Here is a 19,764-nt window from a genome sequence, read left to right as displayed (position 1 = left end):
AGGCTTCATTCATCGCCATCACCCCCGGATTTCTGGAATAAAGCTTACGATAAGGGGGGAAATCCGGGGGCCATAATACATTCAGGAGAGAATATATGAATATTAGACTACTTAATTCAAATGAAAAATATCCAATAGAGCTTTTGTTACTAGCTGATCCTTCGCACCAACTTGTTGAGGAATACTTAAAAAGAGGGCAGTGTTTTGTAGCAGAGATTGACCATCATATTGTTGGAGTCTATGTTCTTTTACCTACAAGACCTGAAACAGTTGAGTTAGTGAATATAGCAGTATCAGAAGATATGCATGGTAAAGGAATAGGCAGACTATTAGTGACACATGCCATTGAAACAGCTAGGGCACAAGGTTATAAAACGATGGAAATGGGCACAGGAAACTCTAGCATTGGGCAGTTAGCTCTCTACCAAAAATGCGGGTTTAGAATTGTGGGTGTAGATCTAGATTTCTTTGTCAGACATAACTATCTAGAAGAAATTTATGAGAATGGCATACAGTGCAGAGATATGATTCGTATGTCTCAGGATTTATAGAGCTTAATTTTCTTTACAAACCCTTCAAAGGTATCTTAAGTAAGGTTCTGAAAGGTATATGATATTGTGCCAAAAGATGGTACAATGAATTGCGGAAAGGCTATACAATCATTGGATTGTAATAGTCCTTTTTTAATGAGTTGATATCCTACTAAGTTCCTGACAAGGGGTGGTTACTTTGTACAACACAACAACCACGATACTCACAGAGATAACAAAACATATGAAAGATCATGATTTAATCCTAAGTGATTTAGCTAGAGAAGCAGAAATGAATCCGGGCACCATGAGCAGTATTATTAATGGGAACCGCACACTTTCAGTTGATCAGTTAGATCGAATCACAAAAGCAATGGGGCTTCCCGTTGGCTATTACTACGAACGGTATGTGTCTGAGTATTTAACAGAGGCTAATCCGAATTGGCGTCGAATGAGTCCTTTTATACATAATTGTGCGAGACTCAATAAATTGGACTGCATTCATGATGTGGTTAATTTATTGATGGATAAACTAGGCTATTCAGAATCTTTATTTGAGCTTGCCGAAGAACTTTTTAGAGAAGGGCTTTACGAAGCGGCAACTATTCTATATGAGAATGTGGCTCTAAGTGAGAAAAAGCAATATTCAGAACGTCTGGCTATGTGTCAGTACCGTTTGTTCCATACAAGGCAAGGAGATAATCAAGAGAAAAACTATGAAGCAGCCGTTCAATTTGAAATATACGTTGATCGACTAGATGAGATAGAACAGTTAGATGCATTAAAAGATCTGGCGAATACATACCGTTCGTTACGAAAATGGGACAAAGTAGAATTATTCGCTAAAGCTTTGGGAGACAAGGCAAAAATTCAATATAACATGGAGCAACAACGGCATCCTTCCAAAAAAGAAAATGCAAAGAAACCAAGCTTTCCTCTGTTTGCTTATTGGGCTTTTTCGCATTTACTTCGTGCAGAAGTCTGTGAAGCTCATAAAGATTATCAGACGGCACTTCAACATACGTACAAATATGGTGACTTAAGTTGGGTGAAAGAAACCGATGAAACTACTCTGAAGTGGAAAAAGCAATATGAAGAGTGGGCTGTGGGGAATACCTATTTGAATAAGATTCTTGCTGGCGAAATAAGCGTTCTATCTGATTATCTAGTTTATATATCATCAAGAAAAGATGAAATTCTTCCTGCACTTGATATTATAGTTGATTCCGCTAATAGGTACCATTTTGATGTGGATGATATTTTAAAGCAATTCGAGGAGGCAATTGTAACTTTTCTAGAACAACAAAAAATCGAGGGTTTTTACACTAAGCGTTTCATAACAGAACGTTTTATGCATTTTTCGAAGGAATTATCGATCTACTATTTGACCAAGAAAAGATATTCTGATGGCTTCAAATTTTTAATAAGTTGTTTGGAAAAATCTACATTAATCAATAATAAATCATATATAATTACATGTATGCGGCTGTATGAGTCTTATCGAGAATATGCATCATCTGTTGTGAAGACAGCATACAGAAAATTGATTAATGAGGTGGATAAGGATGAAACGTAAAATAATTTTTACCTTATTGGTAACAAGTTTTATGTTGTTGACATTAGTAATTCCTTCAGCGGGTTATCAGGATTCTGAACATAGCTACCAACCTGCACAGCATGGCGAAATGTAATTATTTCCAACAGAAAAAAGATGCTTGATATTTAAAGCACTTAACTTGATATTTAAAGCACTTAAAAGGTACAGAATATTAAACCAAATGGATAATGGAACAGGTTAGATGGAATGATCCCTCTAGCCTTTTTATTGCGCGTTTTGCTGTATATAAGCAATATGAGGAAATCTTCTTTTGAGAAATATATGTAAAAAGTGCAAAAATGTAATGTGTGTTGTTGTAACAACTGAAAGGTATATGACTTTGTTCCAAAAGACAATGATGGGCTAAAGTAATTTTTACTAACTGTTTCTCTTTACATGGTTTAATTATGTATCATATGCCGAGTCTACGTTGAAAGGGTGGCTTATCTATGGAGATTACACCTACGATTAGAGCAGAAGTTCAAACCTATCTGATACGGAAAAGCTTAACCATGACCGAGTTTGGTCACATGATTGATTTGAATGTAGGAACAGTTAGTGGCATTGTGACGGGCAACCGATCAATTTCAGTTCACCAGCTAGATCGCATCACTATGGGAATGAATTTACCACCAGATTATTTTTATGAACGTTATATTGATGAATGTATTGAAGAAGAACCGCTCAACTGGCGAAGAATCAGCCCTTTTTTGTACCGATGCGTGGAGTTAGGACGACTTGATTGCTTGCGAAGAGTTGTAGGTATGTTGCTAGATAATCCTGTTTATCTTCCTTCACTTTTTGAAGTAGCCGAGGATTCTTATAAAAAAGGTTATACTGAAGCAGCGGCGTTCCTTTATGAAAATGTAGCAGAAGGGGAAAAGTATCAGTATTCAGAACGCTTGGCAGTTTGCCAGTATCGATTGTTTACGATTCGTATTAGAGACGATCAAGAGAAAAACTATGATGCAGCCGTTCAATTTGAGCCTTACGTTGAACGGTTAGATGAGGTAGATCAACTTGATGCACTAAGAGCGTTGGTGAATACATATCGTTCTCTACGAAGATGGGCTAAATTGGATGACTTCGCCAAAACGTTAGGGAATAAAGCTAAAATACAATACAAAATTGATCAACAGCATCATGAAAATAATGAACACACAAAGAAGCCGCTTTACCCTCCATTTGTCTACTGGGCATTTTCGCATTTAATACGTGCTGAAGTTTGTGATGCTCATAAAGATTATGAGACAGCACTCCAACATATTCAGAGATATGCCGATTTAAGCTGGGTAGAAGAGAAAGATGAAACGACTCTAGAATGGAAAAATCAATTTAAAGAATGGGCAACTGCTAATATTTATGTGAATAGGCTTATGTCAGGCGACTTAAGTGTAATTCCAGATTATGTTGCTTATTTTTCTTCAAAGAAAGATGAAATACTCCCTGCAATAGATAATATAATCGAGGCGGCTAATCGATATAATATTAATGTGGATCACATCCTTGAAATGTTTGAAACAGAAATTCAATCTTTTTTGAATGAACAAAATCAGGTAGGCGTATATACTCAACAAATCAGTTCAGAACGTTTTACTCATTTATCAAGGGGATTGGCAATCTATCTTTTGCGTAAGGGCAGATTTTCAGAAGGTTTCGCATTTTTGTTCAGTTGTTTGGAAAAGTCTGCTGAATCTAATAATAGAATACAAGCAATCAGATGTATGAGGTTGTTTACACATTTTAAAGAACATGCATCTGCTCACACGAAGGAAGTCTATGGAAATCTGATTAAAGCGGTTAACGAAGAGGAAGAGTAAGCTGATCCCACCATTCCAGTTTATGTTAGTAGCAGTGGAGGCACCTCCTATTGAGCATTGATAGAATGGCTCGAATTACAGACCAACGGGTCACCACGTGGCAGTCTGAGAATAAAATGCTCTCAAGTTCAAAATCACAGCCATTAGAAGGAGTAAGAGTATGAAGACAGATAAAATAAATGATACCTACTATGCTGGATTTGAAGGAGAACCAGAAATAAGATTGATTTATACAAATTCAGATAAAAGCTATGTATTGAAGATATGGAATGGATACTTTGATACATTAATGGATTGTTTGGTTCAACTAGAATCTGCACAAAGTAATATACTAAGTGAATATTATGCCCACGAAGGCTGGTATGAGGAAAGTCCATGGGAAGTGGAAAATATTAGAGAGACCCTACAATTGTTTGATTCATTTGATATTAAATATTTCACAGAGGAAGAAGCGAAAAGTTTGACTAATATATTACCTGTACTTCCTGACCTTAAGAACGATATAATTATATTGTTACAGAAAGCCGTCAATGGAAACGGCAATGTGTTCATTGAGTATGATTAATATTTTATAAGCTTGCTCCTTAACATTAAAATGGGAGCAGGCTTTTTTGCATAGTTAGTCAATTAAATAAAGGGTCGATAAAGAAAAGGAGCTATTGCGATGGGTTGGCTCCTTTTGTTTTGGGATTATTCTGGGAAATCTACTTATTTCCTTTTATACATAAAAAAACGATTGTATACACCACTCCAGCAATGAGGCTTAGTATAAACGAGATTGATAAAGTTCTGAAAATAAAAGTAGAAGTGGGTACTGTATAAAATTCAAACATACCGTTGATTGAAGAACTCATTGTTGTTGGCCCTTTAATAAAGGAATAATAAATTCCTACACAAAAACCGTAAGACAAATACTTAATTAGATTTTTTTCAAATTTACTCATTTACTAGCCTCCAATAATGTTTATGGAAAAGGAGAATTTTGTACTATGAAGCCATTCAAAGTTATATAGGAAAAGCCTTTAAATATAGCGTCCTAGAATTATATAGTAAGGATGTTTATTGATATTATGTCAATTATATTGTTATAAATCAAGAAAAAGTAATAATGATATAATCAACATTAATCAATACTTGATCACTAGCCTATGGATAGAACAGCTAAAACTAACTTAGGCATTATCTAACAGCGTTATACACTACTTTATACATAATAAATCTGTTTATTTCAGTTCAAATGTCACATGGATTAAAAGGAAATAACAGGATAGCAGATGGATTTCCCTAAATCATCCCTTCTCTATCTCAAAGTAATATAGAAAAATTAGATAATATCAAGAAGCTAGGAGTAACTGTTGTAAATTCCTTGGAGGAATTAAGAAAGGTGGTTAAGTGATGGGGAGTTCGGCTTTTATTTTAATAGAACGAGAAAAATATACACCTGAGAAATTACTAGGAGATGCAATCGTAGCTGCCTTTCATGCAGATGCTGGATTATATTTTGACAATGATAAAAAATATAAGAACGAACAGTTTTTTTCAACAACTCTAAATATATCTTACAACCCACTAGGTGCTGAAAATAACCAGCAGTTTATATTCTATATTGATGGAATTTATAATTACGAAATTAATTATGAGCATGATGAGAATATTAGTGGATTAGATTCAAGCTTGTCCTTGTATCAAGTAGGATGTATTGAAGATGTTTATGGTGTTGAAGAGCTGATTTTTCGATTTATATATGAATATCTCAAGCTAAATCCTACTGACTATTTTTGGATTCCTGATTACGATTGGGTCTACAGTTGGGAAGATATGCAGAAGTTCAGATCTCTGCCCTATGATCCAAACTGGTGCTATAAAAATCCTAAATCAATAAAATTCACAACGATTAATGAATATCTATAAGCTCGCTCCTTTAACAATAAAATGGGAGCAAGCTTTTTTCATAGTAATTTATCTGATAAAGAAGATAATTTGCGTGCACCTAAGAATTACGAGGCGGGTTTAAACAGGAGAGTCTTCAATCAGGCTACTAACTTAGCGATATGGGTAAAGTATACGGAAGGTGCGTGAATGTTATGAAGTATGATACATTCTTAAAATTATGGGAAGAACAAAATAGTCTAATGAGACTATTGTTCTGTGAAAATAAAGTGTTAGACTGAAAAACAAAGCATTAGACCGTGAAAAATAAAGTTGTAGACTGGCAGCCGGCATTAGCCAACGGGCAGGATAACGCAACCATTAGATGGACTTATGGTTCTCATATGATACAATTTATCCCAGAAGTATCTTCGCGGGTTAATGAAAAGCAGCGGTGATGAACTAATAGGAGACCAACACAATAAGTGGTGGTTTTATGGATATGCAATAGTTTGCTATAGGATCTTATTCCTCGGTTCGTCTGAACCGATTGTAACGGAGATTCATGAAGTGCCTGGAGAGATGGAAATAAAAGTGTTGCCTGACAATGGACAGAGCGGGATTGGAAGAGCGGAAGTGAAGTGGCAAAGCCCGTAAGCGTAGGTCACAGCTCATAATACGAACGGTATAGCTTAACCAAAAAATTACTGGAAAATGCGGAGGATAATTTGGATCGTAATTCGCTGGAATCGAGCGGAGATTCACTTCGCAGACAACTGGTGGCACTACGCGCCGAATGGAACTTGGTACTAAAAGGAGGGGCAGGACACATGCAAGAAGAACAGGAAATATTCGCGGGCGACGGATATAACAGGTCGTACGCAATGGCTACGGGTATGCCGATTTTGAATCTTAGGGGTAGCATACCGCGTGAAAGTAACGGCCAACTACCGTTTCCGTGGGTGACAACGGGCATCAGGATTGATAAAGAACAGATGTTGGAAACCGTTATGAAGCAAAAGACACTCGAGTATTTGTTTAATATGCAATTCAGTAAGGAGGAAATGACCGACCGCAATTTGGTTGTAGGCTGTTATGAATACAGGAATCCGAATGACAAGGAACAAATAATGCTATATGCGCTGGTTTCGTTGAAGGAATTTCTCGCGAGATACGGCGATGAACGGGCATTGGAGATTCTGATGCGAGTTGGCTGCACATACGAGAAGATTATGGAGGAATGTGATGAAGCCATTAAAGAACACTTTGCAGTGTTGCGCCGGTCACTTCATTTAAAGAATTTGAGGGACAAATATGATGTCGTTTACGAGTGGAGTGAAGAGGAAGGGGTAAAGACGTACATAATCAGATACACCAAATCAAGTTATACGAAGATTAAAGCTAAATCATTCGAAGAGTTGACCAAACTCTATGATGAGCAACGGAAGAAGGATGCAAAGAAGACGTTCGCGACTCTGGAGCCGTTAGAAGCATTCATGCAAGCATAAGAAAACCGCCCCTTTACGGGGTGGTTATTCAACATTTCATTGAACGAAGATTCCAGGAATATCCAGTGATAGAGAGGATTCTCGACAGTCGCATCGGAAAGTGCTGACCCGTACGCCAGATATGGTCGAATGGGGACTGATGGAAGACGTTGATCCAGCCGATTATTTCGGCAAAACCAATAGAGGTAGAACGATTTAAGGCGATTGGAAGCCTAGCGATTCAGGGAGAATTTATCGCCTCGGTGTTTCTTACTGACGGCAAGCCGATCGGCAGCACCGAAACGGTTGTATATATATCGCATGAAATAATTTTGCACCACTTGTTACGCTAACAGAGAACGTTACTTCAATAAACCAGCGGCAGTCTAGGACTTTATTTTCAGGTCCTTGACTGCCGCTGGTTTTATATTTGGGTCAGTCTAAAACTTATTATTCCAAGTCTGACGATTTAGCAATTCAGAATCAGCTTAGGACCAACAAATTCAGTCTAAATCTTTATTTTCATCGGACAACTATTAGAGAGGAGGGATATAAGAATCGGAAATTTTTTATCATGGCTTTGGTAAGGGGCATTTTCGGGTATTTTCCTTGTGGGCTGGGACTTGCAAAAATATTGGAGGCTTATAACAGATACAGTCTAAGAGGTTTTTTAATTGGTGCTACATTTTTCCTTATCGGAGGTTTGGGGCTTTACTTCCCAAGGCGCTATGAATCATCGGTAGGTTATTATAGATAGACAAATATTTTATTAAAGGAGTATACAATGTTAACACCAAAACAAGAAGAGAGCCTCAGTAAGTTTATGAGTAAGATTCTTAGGCATACACCAGAACAGTTTGGTCTTGAGCTAGACCATGAGGGTTATTGTGACATTCAAGACCTGATTCAAGGAATAAGATCAGAGGATAGATGGTCTGATGTCAGCGAGTCGGATATCAAGCAAGTAGTAAGCCATTGTCCAAAACAAAGATATGAGATTGTTAATGGGTACATAAGAGCTAATTATGGGCACAGTGCAGGCAGATTGGATTATAAGGAGGCCACTCCACCAACGATTCTCTATCACGGTACAAACACAAAGGTAATCCATAACATTTTTACTGAAGGAATTAAGCCAATGGGCAGAAAGTATGTACATCTGTCTGAAGCCCTTGAGTTTGCAATTCTAGCAGGTAAAAGACGTGGGGAACTGGTGATCCTTGAAGTAGATACAGAAAAGGCATTGGCTAATCAAGTGAAGTTTTATAAAGCAAACCATGGTGTTTGGCTTGCTGACCTTGTGCCGTCACAGTATTTAAAGAAGTTTGAATAAAGCATAGACCTAGAACATTAACGATGATCAAGAGACTAGATGGAATGATTCGTCTAGTCTTTTTGATTTCGCCTGTTTTGCTGTACATAAATAAGATTTTTAATATTTTGAATGTATCCACGAGTGTCCACACTTACCCGCAAATGCCGCATAAAATATCCCGGATGAAAAAAGAGGAGGTGCATGTAATAACCATGATACACATGGAACCCATTCAAGTGGGTGAGCATACATTTATCGGAGTCGAGGTCAAACTGCCTAAAACAACGCTGTTAACGATCTCTAACTCCCGTGGTTACATCATGTGTGGTGCGTCTAAGATGTACCGAATTTGGGGTAGTAAAATTTTTCGATGTTTAAGCCGTAAAGTCAAGCGGGACAAGCTTTCATAGCAATTTTCAATTTACTGATCTGTACTGATTCATTCTATTAAAATCTTATAAATGACTGAATTTTGTGACCACATTTGTGACCTCTTGGAGTTGGACAAGCATGTGACTGTGCATTGCATTTCCGTTATAATCCTTCAAAGAATAATTATACGCCCCATCATCTACTCCTTTAATGGGGGCTTAGCTACGCTGAATAATTTTATCTTGCTCTTTTAAAATACCTTGCATTGGTTTCGTCCTTAAAAATAACTTGTGTACTAACTAAGGTAGCTTTACCTATTTGAGTTTTACTGAATAAATTTTAGATGGTTTGTATCCTTGAATTTTTACAAGATAATCGAATACCTTGTTTTGAGTATCACTTTTAGTGTAACTACTAAGCGTCCAAACGCTTGCGAATATCATTACTATAAAAATTGCTATTCCATATTTTCTTATAACTATCTTCTTTGTTGGAGCAAGCTAAAGTAGCGCTACCAATGACGTAATATTTGCTTCGAACCGTTACTTAAGAAAAGGAGCCGTTGCGATTTGGACAGCTTCTTTTGCTTTGGAGTTATTCAAAGAATCTACTTATTTCCTCTTATACACAAAAAAGTAATTATATACACCACTCCAGCAATGAGGCTTAGTATAAACGAGATGGATAAAGTTCTGAAGTAGAAGTGGATACTGTATAAAATTCAAACATACCGTTGATTGAAGAACTCGTTGTTGTTGGTAATAAAGGAATAATAAATTCCTACAAAAAAACCGTAAGACAAATACTTAATTAGATTTTTTTCGAATTTACTCATTTTCTAGCCTCCAATAATGTTTATGGAAAAGGAGAATTTGTGTACTATGAAGCTATTCAAATTAGTATAGGAAAAGCCTAGTATTTAAAAGAAATCCTTGTTAAGCTAACGGGAAACGCTAGTTGAAATCTGTTATGTGGAGGTCACTATATATGAAATATGCATGTCCATGCTGTGGTTATAAGACACTGGATTATGAACCACCAGGTACCTATGACATTTGTGATATTTGTTTTTGGGAGGATGATGTTGTTCAATATCACGATCCCGACTATGAAGGGGGGGCAAATATTGAATCGCTAAGGCAATATCAAAAAGCTTATTTACAAGGACGTGTTAATCGTAAGCCCACGATTAACGATGAGCGTAATGAGAACTGGAAACCACTTTTGAAAAAGTGACAGTCTCATTACGCTAATGGGAAACATTAGTTCAATGACAACAGTGGGGTTTCAAGACTTTATTTATCAAGTCTTGTGTCCGCTGCTGTTCCCTTTAATAGACTGGTCCATATTTAGCTGGTGTTAAATCTGGAAGAGAAGAATTATGGTTTTTTCTTAGTTTTAGGCAATACTTCGACTGCTATCTCAGCCCATTTGACAGAGCCGTACGGTGAACTACCTCCCACGAATACATCTGGGCTTAGAATATTGACCAAATAAGTACCAGGTTTTTGAATAACGACAGAACCGCTAAAGGATTTATCCTGTTTGAGGGGAATAACGGTCTTTTTTTCAACTTCAACAAAATCACCGTTTTGAAATGCTGCCACTCCAAAAGAAACTTCATTGCTTTGGATATACGTGTCCATCACGACTCCAGCAATTGCTATTGAATCTCCAGCCTTTACACGGAGATATCCCTGGCTCGGTTTGGTAAAGCGGATGTCTTGCTCGTTACCGGCATGATTGTATCTGATAGGAACGGATGATGGGTTTAATACTTTGCGATGGACCATTATCTTAACAGATCCTTTATCATTAGTGTGAATTTCTAATGGATTTGGACCAGGACGAAGCTCAACTGAATATTCAATCCGCCGAAATGTTTGCCCATTTATTATAATCGGCTTTCCAATGCTTTTTTCTTTTCCCTTAAACGTGCTAATGCTACCTCCAATGGAACTTGTCATGCCACCGTGCCCTGTATTTACCATAAGATAAGCATGCCCGAACTCTTTTTGTACTAATGCACTAAAAGTGATTTTTTCCTTATCCGTTGTATAAGTTGGGTGAAGCGCTTTAACTACTTTGTCGTTCCAGACCCAGTGCATGACTCCATTACTCCATGTATAATTTATTCCCATTTTAGGCAGAAGTGACGCTGGAATATACAATTGATCGTTTTTCATAAAGGTTTTAGGGATTGGCTCATCCAGCGCTGTCATTGTTCCGTCTTCGTACCTGAAAATCTTTGATTGGTTAGGCATCAACCGAAATGAGGAAAAAGGTACCGAGTTCTCAATGTCAAACTCCGCCCACGTGCTGCCTGTCTTTGCATCCCACTTGATGGTTGCCAAGTGAACTGTTTCCAGCCATTTGAACGGGAAATATAAATGATTATTTTTCTTCAGCAGGGGAGCGGTTTTTATGGAGACGGAATCCAGCGATAAAGAAGATTTGTTTACTTCGGCAGTCAGTTGGTGCGGAACCAGATAGAACACAGCCGCATCCTCTACTACAACGGGAAGATTGGAATTTGAATTCTCCGCATAACTCAGAGCCGTTGGAAACAGACCAGAAATAAGAAGGCAGGAAGATACAAGTAGAGAAACAAAAATTCGTCTCATTGAATAAACACCTGATTTCATTTTTTTATCATATATACCAGAAAAACGAAAAAAAGTTGCGTGTATATAAGTCTTTTATTCTGACCATTTTTGAATAACTTAGTTCTTTCATTCAACTGCTTTCTTATTTTGTTTTATGACAAGCTTTATGATACTTCGACACGACTTTTACTATAAGATAAAAAAGACTAATTTACTTTGGAGGTGTCTTTTTGGAGTTATTCCTATTTATACTTAATATTTTAGTTATCCTCCTTTCTATTGCTGGCGGAGTGCTTTTAATTGGATTAGTGTACAGAGGATATGTACTACTAGGTTTACTTGTTGCTGAGAAAAAGAGAAGAATAACGGATCAATCTCAAAATCAGGCTTGACTATTAGCCCAACATCCGATGGCGGTTACATTCAATGAGAATGCCTGCTTTATAGCATCTACGCTTGTTGCCATCGGCATATAAATCCCCCCCTCAAAATGAGTGCAAAAAAGCCACCATAGCTTTGGCGGCCGTGATTGATATGTTTATACCGATTATAAAATTGAGAAATCCAAGCGGACGTCCAAAGTCAACACGGAGTCAATGCTTCGCTTCAACTTTTTCAGCGCAGGATGAATCGAGCGTTTGCTCTTATTCGTCCCGATCATTCTCGAAAAAGCTACGCTGCATCAAAATTTTGACAGTTTGAATATCGGCCTCAAAATCTTGCGAATCCCAAAAGCAAATACAGTCATTGCGGTCCATGAGCTGCGCATATTCTGGATGTATTGATCGTTGATTATATAAGTCCGAGTGGAAGTAGGGCTCTTCAGACCGAACTCTTCCCACTTCGCCGGATCATTCGAACCTCCGAGCCTTACAAGCATATTCGCTGACTTGCTATTTATTTTAGCTCGAATTTGCTCGTATGCTTGGATGATTTGCTCATGAAATTCGTCGATCGGATTGCGGCTAGCAAGGCTCTCCAAGTGGATGCCTTCGCGAAGGTAAGAAATGTATGCCAGATGGTCAGCCCAGAACTTGTCAATATAATAAAGCCGTACCCGCTGCTCCGAAGGGCTCATCGGCGTCTCTCCTTTCAAAATTGCGAGCCGCTCCTCGTATAGAATACGTCGCTGTTCCTCCACCATATCCGAATAACGGTTTAGTTCCTGGTGGATATCGAAGTTCTGGCCCATAATAACGCGCTGAATATGCGCGATTTTGCTGCGTAGCACCGGGTCTTCGAGAGTCTCATCCTGCCTGTGGGCGCGAATCGCTTTATCGATGCCGAACCGAAGTAACAACTCGTCCTCCAAGCTTACGAAAAATACGGAAGCTCCAGGGTCGCCTTGGCGTCCAGAACGCCCGCGCAGTTGGTCGTCGATCCGCACACTTTCGTGCACATGTGTACCAATCACGTATAACCCTCCCAGCTTGGCGACAACTTCTGCTTGCGTAGGGTTACCACCGCCGAGCCGAATGTCGACGCCGCGTCCCGCCATATTCGTAGACACCGTCACGGCGCCGATTTCTCCCGCTCTTGCAATGACCTCGGCTTCTTCTGCATCGTTTTTTGCATTCAGAACATGGCAGGGTACGCCGGCAACTGCTAGCGCCTCTGCCAGCATGTCCGACTCCTCCACGCTTGACGTACCAATGAGAATCGGCCGTCCCATCGCATGGACGGACAAGATTTCTTGGACAAGCGCCTTAAGCTTGGCTTCCTTATGGGTATAAATCCGATGCGGTTGGTCGATCCGTATGTTTGGCCGGTTCGGTGGAATTTGCACGACCTGAAGTGCATAAATCTCTTTGAATTCCATTGCGGAAGCGTACGCGGTAGCCGTCATTCCGCAAATTTTTGGATACAGGCTAATGAAGTGTTGAAGGGTGATCGTTCCGAGAATTTTCCCGCCGACTTTCGAGTGCAGCCCTTCTTTGGCTGCAAGCGCGGCTTGCAGTCCTTCTGGCAAATGCCTGTTCTCCGCCACGCGGCCAGTATATTCGTCGATCAGCTCGATTTTACCGTCCCGGACGATGTAATCGACGTCTTTTTTCAATAACGTTTCCGCATACAACGCGCAATTTAACGACGACAACAAATGACTATTATGGCTTTCGTACAAATTACCGCATCCCAGCAGCGACTCCGCTTTCGCAGCGCCCGCCTCATTCAAATAAACGTTCCGCTTGAACTCGTCGAAGTCGTAATACTTATCTTGCTCAAGCTGTCTAGTCACATCTGCGAAACGAATTACGTCGTTGCCGGAAGAATCCGGCTCGCCAGCGATGACTAGCGGCACCCGAGCTTCGTCGAGAAGCAGTGAATCCGCTTCGTCGACGATAACGTAGTGGAAAGGACGATGCACGGTATCGGCTTCGCTTAGTGTAATCGTGTCGCGCAAATAATCGAATCCCGCTTCTTTGGCCGTAACATAGGTTATATCCGCGGCGTACGCTTCTCGTTTCTCGGACAAGCTCATGCCCGCTTGAACCGATTTTACCGTTAATCCGAGGAAACGATAGATCGGACCCATCCACTCCGCATCCCGATTTGCCAAATAATCGTTAAAAGTGAGCACATGAACGCCTTCGACGGTCAGCGCATTTAGATAAGCAGGCATAACAGCAGAGAGTGTTTTTCCTTCGCCGGTATGCTGCTCGATCACAAACCTATCGTGCAGAGCGATGGCAGCCATGATCTGGACATCATAAGGCTGTAATCCGAGCTTTCTCTTCGCTGCCTCGCAGACTAACGCATAAGCATCGACAAGCAGCTCATCCAAAGGCGTACCCAATTTTGCTTCCTTTTTCAGCCAGAGAGATTCCGCTTTCAGCCGCTGATCGTCCCATGCTTCCAAATTCCGTTTCCTAATGAGCTCCGCTTTGTCCCGATAGCCTTTCAGCTTATTCTGGGTATCGCGGTCTTTGAATTTTTGCATCAACTTGACGGCTAAATTCATTGGAATTTGATCCCTCCTCGGTAGAAACACGCAATTCTAATAGTGGCTAAAGTATAATCAAACTCTGTAACAATAGCAAAGTTTGGAATAAAAAACTTCCTTGCTTTATTCTTATTATTAGGCAACGATGTATGATTCACAGGAAAAGTACATCTTGGAGGTCAGAAAGATATATTTTCAGTAAATTGTTAATTTTAAACAAAGGGAGAGATGGATGCATGATGAAAAGATTCTTTCCGGTTTCCGTATTTCTTATTTTTTCACTTGTATTAAGCGTACAAGCCAGTGCAACAAAACATCCTTATAGTTACACAATTAATGTACAGGTAAACGGTGTTCCTATTAATTTTGGAACTAATTCAGATTCACCTCCTTATATTGAAAATGCTACAAATACAGCTTTTGTTCCTCTTCGCTTCGTTTCTGAAAATCTAGGAGGGAGAGTAAGAGACTGGGACAAAACTTTACAACAAGTCACAATCGAATCAAAGAATGGAACTGTAATTAAATTGGCGATCGGTAGTAAGATTGCATATGTCAACGATGAAGAGAAAATGATGCTGGCGGCACCGCAGATTCCTACAACTCGTGTTCAAGTTCCTTTAAGAGTTGTTTCCGAAGTGTTGGGAGCTAAAGTGGATACCCAAAAAATAGGTGGAACATTAAATGTGAACATTACAACCTCTAATTAATAATTCTTGGAACTAAACTATCCTATTTATGCGGCAGTTTTTCCTCATTTAATTGATTAAATTTATTTTCATCGTTAAACATTTGTTTTCAAAAGAAGATGCTGCTGTATTGCTAACGATGGGACGCTTGTTATAGTTATTCCTAAGGGTAAGTATGGTGATGCATATAAAGCACTATCTAAATCGTTATTTGGAGAATAGGAGTCTATAAAAATGAACAATGATATAGTACAAATGATTAATGAATGGAACCCAATCGAAATATATCCTCTATTAGAAGATGAATATTATTCAGAAATACATAAAATTCATGAAAAAAGCAAGGAAACAAACTCTATTAGAGAATTAGCCAAGCAGATCCATTCTGTATTCGCTCAATCTTTTAAAAAGGAATTCGATAAAAGCATTGAAGATTGTCAGTCAATCGCTGAAAAGATAATGAATATTACAAAATAATTTATTTATGAGCTTGCTCCTTTAACAATAAAATGGGAGTAGGCTTATTTTTGCATAATTGGTCAATCAAATAAAGGACACGAGTTTTTGAATACAGCAAACAACAATATCATCCATGATAAGATGGTTGTGTCTGGATAGGTTAATAAGGAATTGGGACAATGGTTTATTTATAGCGAAACACTCCATTGAATTTGAAGACGAGAAGAGCCTTAAACCAAGGAGGAGTATATGGGATATGATTCTTTAATTAAAGCTATTATTTCTGTGCCAAAAGATGAATTAACTATTCATTGGGGGAATGGATTAAAGATTATTGGCACTAGGGACACCATCTATGAAACAAACAATGGTTTAGATGAAGAAGATAATGGGTTCCTTGAATATGCTGCTGCAGTTATTGAAGTTGAAAAAATAGTATCTAAGCCGATTAACGATGAAGGAAGTATATATAAATGGTTGCAAAAAAGAAAAAGCTCCTTTATTGAAATTTCTCTCCATGACGATCCCCCTAGCATGATTACATCTTCAGATGGCTCTATTATCTGGAAAAATGAATAGCTTAGGCCATCCTCAATTGAGTTTTTTCACTGAATTGAGGATGATCTTTCGTTTTTATTTGTTTTCATGATGTTTATAAATATAAGCACCATCATCTACTCCCTTAATAGGGGCTTGGTTATACTGAATAATTTTACCTTGCTCCTTTTTATAAAAATACCTTGCATCGATTTCGTCCTTAAATATAACTTGTGTACTAATTAAGGGAGCTTTAGCTATTTGAGTTTCAACTGAATAAATTTCAGATGGTTTGTATCCTTGATCTTTTATAAGATAGCTGAATACTTCGTTTTGGGTATAACTTTTAGTGTAACTACTAAGTATCCAAATGCTCGCAAATAGAGTTGCTATAAAGATTGCTATTCCATATTTCTTCATAACGATCTCCCTTTTTAATTGAAAGAATAGAAATAATTCAGTTTTTCTTCTAATGCTTTTTAATTATATTTACTCTTACCTTCATTTCCCTTATGATAATTGTACTATTACCAGACAAGGGGATAAATATGAAGAAAGCTATTCTACTATTATTAATGATTGTTGTTTTAATTCCATCACAAGTATTGGCAGCAACATCTACAAAAGCAATGTCAACAAGTGAAATCGAAAAATTATACTTTGAGAATTATAAAGATCGTGTAAAAGAAATTAAAGCTGCACAAAAAAAGCTTAATGCTGTTCTGGGGGCAGAGGTTCGTGAGCTAACTCAGAGATTAAACCAAGCCTCTGCACGTTATAAAAATGAAGTGAAAAATAAGTCTAGTAAAGCGGTAATAGCTCAAGCCAAGGCTGATTGCGATAAATTAAAGAAGCAACTCAGCGTGGCGAAGGTTGAACTAAGTAAAAGTATTAAAAATTACAAGCGAGAAAGTGACCAAGTTTTAAAGGATATTGCAAAACAGAAAGCAGACCTTATAAAATTCATTAAGAATCACACGGCAGGAAAAGACAAACTTACGGAATCTCAATTTAGCCAACAAGTTAATGGAGAAATTATGTCGATCGGCAATTCATTTACTGAAGCTTTAAAAACATTAACAGAAGCTGAATAATAGGGAGTAAGGCAGCAGGTATTACCTGTTGCCTTTTTAATTTAGACTCTTTTTTTGTTTCTAATTCACTATATTCATCTAAATTTTACGGGAAATTGTACCTATTTGTTGTATTATAAGCAAGTATGGAAAAGAGTTGAATAGCTGAGGAGGAGCAGAGTTGTACATATTTATAGTTGTTGGTGTCATTGCTGTATTACTTGCTTTGGCTCTATTACGTTTTCTTAAAAAGCCTAAAGTCCAAGAGCGATATAAAGTAACGCAGGATATTGACCCTTACAAAATCGGAATAAATGAGATCGATCGTATGGAAGATGGCAAGGATTTTGAAATGTATCTGTTCAGGTTGTTCTTGTGTTTAGGCTATAGTGATGCGTATAAAACACAGGACAGTAGAGATTTTGGAACAGATTTGGTATTTACGGATAGAGAAGGATATCGCAATGTCATTCAGGCAAAACGGTATGCATTAAGCAATCCTGTAGGTTTGAGTGCAGTTCAGGAAGTGTACAGTTCTATGCGATTTTATAGAGCTAAGAAATCTATTGTGATTACTTCAAGTAAATATACTCCCTCGTGTGAACAGTTAGCCAGTTATAATGGAGTGAAGCTGCTGGATCGTAATGATTTAATTCGAATGATTGAGCTATTCAAAGAACAACAGCACAGCAAAGTAAAAGATATCATCGAAGCAGAGCCTTACTTGAGTCTGGATTCATGGGATGATTATAGGAATAACAGTAAAGTGATAAAAAAGGATCGTAAGACTGAAAAATAACAGAAACAAACTGTGTTGTAACGAAAGAAAACAAGACCGGAACGGTTAGGGATACCCCTTACAGTCCGGTTTTCACTTTTTTCATGCAAAAGACTGTCTAATGGTCGAAGAAAAACTACTTTTGGAAGAGATCCATTTGTAGACGGAGGGCTAAACAAGAAGGGATGTGCAAATAGAGTCAAACAAATTGCAGAAGGCAAAAGTTACAAAAACGCTTCTCACATTATTCCTTTGTTAAAGATTAAAGAATGAAGATGAAGATTAAAAAACGATGAATTTAAGTCTTTAGACATAGGTAGAAAGGTTAATCCTTCATATAACAATTAGGAATTAAGTTTATTTTCCATAAATCGGAATAGTGTTACTATGTCATAACGAACTCATGACTAGAGGTAAACTATGACAACTATTAAAGTGACACCTGAGCAAATTATGACTGTCTCCAAGCAGTTTGAGTTAGCACAGCAAACGGCAACTCAAATGAACAGCAATTTAGTACAACAAATTTCATCTATGGGACAATTGTGGGAAGGACTGACTAAAGAGCACTTTTACTATTCCTTCCAGACCTCTCAGAAGAATATGAATGACTTTGTTACCCTAATAGATTCTATTGCTAGGGGAGTTACGTCAGCATGCAGATAAATTCAGATTAGCGGACCAGATGGAAGCAGGTAATATTGACGCAAGTTGTTTACCGCCTCCACCGAATTCATGTGCTGTTCATGCCCCAGATACACGAAATGCATTCCAGAAATCGGTAGATAGCTTAACTGAACTAGGTCAGGATTTTGTAGATGCTAATTCAGTACGCTATGAGAAAAAGTTTGATTCGGTTTGGAGCTTCTTAGATTATATGTCGTATGGTATTCCAAAAGGAATGTATCAAGGGTAAATGGAACGGGCAGCTAAACAAAATGATTCGTGGAATGACATGCTCAATTTCGGTATATTTGGAATAACGGGCATGATTCAGGGAGCATTTAATCCTACCAATGCGTGGTCAAAGGAACACTGGGCTAATATGATCGGTACAGCAGGATTGTTTGGAGGAGTTAGTTCGGTAATTAAGCCTAAAATTGGGTTATCAGGGTCTATAAAATATACTCCGTTAAAAGATGGAACTACCCGAATAATAGAAGAGGCGGGCAATGCAAGGAAAATTATTGATACTAATGGCCTGCGTAATGAAGTGCCTTTAACTGTAGCACAAATTGAAGGTTTAACTCAGTACGCAAAAAAATTAGGGATACCACAAGAAAATATCCGTGTAGCGGGGCCAAATGACACATCTCCTACTGGATTATTATTTGATACGATTCTCAATATAAATAATGATGTATTACCTTCTAATGCAACAGGTAAATTAGCAGCTAATAGCCGGATTACTGGTCATGGAACAATAGCGCATGAAGTTGTCGGACATTATGAAGCAGGACTGGCAGGAAAATCCTTTCAGGTTATGGATGATGAATTTAACGTTATAACTAGAAACTTTGCACTTGACGAAGCTCAAGCAAGTATCCGAGCTGCACGGTTTGCTCCTGATTTGACCCAATTAGAAAGGATCATGCTATTAAGAGATGGAATTACTAGATTAAAAAACGAAGGTATCAAAATTAGGGAAGTTAAAGATATACTGTTTATACATGAACGTTAGAATGGAGAGG

18 protein-coding genes and 2 pseudogenes are annotated in these 19,764 nt (G+C 38.2%); 16 read left to right on the top strand and 4 right to left on the bottom strand.

Going from position 1 to position 19,764, the window contains the following annotated elements:
• Nucleotides 1–95 precede the first annotated feature (95 nt).
• The 4 genes from ACU1JV_RS05820 (at nt 96) to ACU1JV_RS05805 (ending at nt 4,512) form a co-directional block, all read left to right on the top strand.
• Nucleotides 96–551, top strand: a complete 456-nt coding sequence (locus ACU1JV_RS05820; RefSeq protein WP_348624794.1) for a GNAT family N-acetyltransferase — start codon at nt 96–98, stop codon at nt 549–551.
• Nucleotides 552–774: 223 nt separating this feature from the next.
• The gene (locus tag ACU1JV_RS05815; RefSeq protein WP_413987556.1) at nt 775–2,106 is read left to right on the top strand and encodes a helix-turn-helix domain-containing protein; all 1,332 of its coding nucleotides are present in this window, start codon (nt 775–777) and stop codon (nt 2,104–2,106) included.
• Nucleotides 2,107–2,576: 470 nt separating this feature from the next.
• Nucleotides 2,577–3,947, top strand: a complete 1,371-nt coding sequence (locus ACU1JV_RS05810; protein ID WP_413985842.1) for a helix-turn-helix domain-containing protein — start codon at nt 2,577–2,579, stop codon at nt 3,945–3,947.
• 160 nt (nt 3,948–4,107) lie between these two features.
• The gene (locus ACU1JV_RS05805) at nt 4,108–4,512 is read left to right on the top strand and encodes a hypothetical protein (protein WP_413985843.1); all 405 of its coding nucleotides are present in this window, start codon (nt 4,108–4,110) and stop codon (nt 4,510–4,512) included.
• Nucleotides 4,513–4,651: 139 nt separating this feature from the next.
• Here ACU1JV_RS05805 and ACU1JV_RS05800 read toward each other — a convergent pair whose 3' ends face one another.
• On the bottom strand, nt 4,652–4,891 hold the full coding sequence (locus tag ACU1JV_RS05800) for a hypothetical protein (protein ID WP_039269860.1): 240 nt from the start codon (nt 4,889–4,891) through the stop codon (nt 4,652–4,654).
• A 451-nt stretch (nt 4,892–5,342) separates the two neighbouring features.
• Here ACU1JV_RS05800 and ACU1JV_RS05795 point away from each other — a divergent pair, with 451 nt between their 5' ends.
• From ACU1JV_RS05795 to ACU1JV_RS05770, 6 genes and pseudogenes are all read left to right on the top strand, one after another.
• Nucleotides 5,343–5,858 (top strand): hypothetical protein, encoded by a 516-nt coding sequence (locus ACU1JV_RS05795; protein ID WP_413985844.1) that lies wholly within the window; start codon nt 5,343–5,345, stop codon nt 5,856–5,858.
• 686 nt (nt 5,859–6,544) lie between these two features.
• Complete coding sequence (locus ACU1JV_RS05790; RefSeq protein ID WP_230584964.1) at nt 6,545–7,324, top strand: hypothetical protein; 780 nt, start codon at nt 6,545–6,547, stop codon at nt 7,322–7,324.
• Between the two features lie 149 nt (nt 7,325–7,473).
• On the top strand, nt 7,474–7,656 hold the full coding sequence (locus tag ACU1JV_RS05785) for a hypothetical protein (protein ID WP_413985845.1): 183 nt from the start codon (nt 7,474–7,476) through the stop codon (nt 7,654–7,656).
• A 431-nt stretch (nt 7,657–8,087) separates the two neighbouring features.
• Nucleotides 8,088–8,636 (top strand): RNA 2'-phosphotransferase, encoded by a 549-nt coding sequence (locus ACU1JV_RS05780; RefSeq protein WP_413985846.1) that lies wholly within the window; start codon nt 8,088–8,090, stop codon nt 8,634–8,636.
• Nucleotides 8,637–8,830: 194 nt separating this feature from the next.
• Nucleotides 8,831–8,950: pseudogene (locus ACU1JV_RS05775) on the top strand (DUF1805 domain-containing protein); the annotation flags it as partial.
• Between the two features lie 1,027 nt (nt 8,951–9,977).
• Complete coding sequence (locus ACU1JV_RS05770) at nt 9,978–10,226, top strand: CPCC family cysteine-rich protein (RefSeq protein ID WP_025676434.1); 249 nt, start codon at nt 9,978–9,980, stop codon at nt 10,224–10,226.
• Nucleotides 10,227–10,369: 143 nt separating this feature from the next.
• Here the strand turns inward: ACU1JV_RS05770 and ACU1JV_RS05765 are convergent, their stop codons facing one another.
• Nucleotides 10,370–11,614: a hypothetical protein gene (locus ACU1JV_RS05765; RefSeq protein WP_058829295.1), complete on the bottom strand. Its 1,245-nt coding sequence runs from the start codon at nt 11,612–11,614 to the stop codon at nt 10,370–10,372.
• A gap of 664 nt (nt 11,615–12,278) precedes the next feature.
• Nucleotides 12,279–14,555 carry a preprotein translocase subunit SecA gene (locus ACU1JV_RS05760; RefSeq protein ID WP_058829297.1) on the bottom strand — a complete coding sequence of 759 codons (2,277 nt, stop codon included), beginning with the start codon at nt 14,553–14,555 and terminating at the stop codon, nt 12,279–12,281.
• A 218-nt stretch (nt 14,556–14,773) separates the two neighbouring features.
• Between ACU1JV_RS05760 and ACU1JV_RS05755 the strand changes: the two genes are divergently transcribed.
• From ACU1JV_RS05755 to ACU1JV_RS05745, 3 genes are all read left to right on the top strand, one after another.
• The gene (locus ACU1JV_RS05755) at nt 14,774–15,247 is read left to right on the top strand and encodes a copper amine oxidase N-terminal domain-containing protein (RefSeq protein ID WP_058829298.1); all 474 of its coding nucleotides are present in this window, start codon (nt 14,774–14,776) and stop codon (nt 15,245–15,247) included.
• 213 nt (nt 15,248–15,460) lie between these two features.
• Nucleotides 15,461–15,703 carry a DUF1871 family protein gene (locus ACU1JV_RS05750; RefSeq protein WP_013370209.1) on the top strand — a complete coding sequence of 81 codons (243 nt, stop codon included), beginning with the start codon at nt 15,461–15,463 and terminating at the stop codon, nt 15,701–15,703.
• Nucleotides 15,704–15,934: 231 nt separating this feature from the next.
• Nucleotides 15,935–16,264 carry a hypothetical protein gene (locus tag ACU1JV_RS05745; RefSeq protein ID WP_013370210.1) on the top strand — a complete coding sequence of 110 codons (330 nt, stop codon included), beginning with the start codon at nt 15,935–15,937 and terminating at the stop codon, nt 16,262–16,264.
• Nucleotides 16,265–16,318: 54 nt separating this feature from the next.
• Here ACU1JV_RS05745 and ACU1JV_RS05740 read toward each other — a convergent pair whose 3' ends face one another.
• Entirely contained in the window at nt 16,319–16,642 is a 324-nt protein-coding gene (locus ACU1JV_RS05740; protein WP_013370211.1) for a DUF3139 domain-containing protein, read from the bottom strand.
• 128 nt (nt 16,643–16,770) lie between these two features.
• Here ACU1JV_RS05740 and ACU1JV_RS05735 point away from each other — a divergent pair, with 128 nt between their 5' ends.
• The 3 genes and pseudogenes from ACU1JV_RS05735 to ACU1JV_RS05725 all read left to right on the top strand — a co-directional run bounded on the left by ACU1JV_RS05735 (nt 16,771) and on the right by ACU1JV_RS05725 (nt 19,754).
• Nucleotides 16,771–17,316, top strand: coding sequence for a hypothetical protein (locus ACU1JV_RS05735; protein ID WP_025676436.1), 546 nt, complete (start codon nt 16,771–16,773; stop codon nt 17,314–17,316).
• Nucleotides 17,317–17,476: 160 nt separating this feature from the next.
• On the top strand, nt 17,477–18,094 hold the full coding sequence (locus ACU1JV_RS05730; RefSeq protein ID WP_058829299.1) for a restriction endonuclease: 618 nt from the start codon (nt 17,477–17,479) through the stop codon (nt 18,092–18,094).
• A 399-nt stretch (nt 18,095–18,493) separates the two neighbouring features.
• Nucleotides 18,494–19,754, top strand: a pseudogene (locus tag ACU1JV_RS05725) (WXG100 family type VII secretion target).
• The last annotated feature ends 10 nt before the right edge of the window (nt 19,755–19,764 follow it).

The sequence above is a fragment of the Paenibacillus sp. T2-29 genome (genome assembly GCF_052921365.1).
The sequence above is the reverse complement of the archived record's forward strand: the minus strand, read 5'-3'. Positions and strand labels throughout refer to the sequence as shown.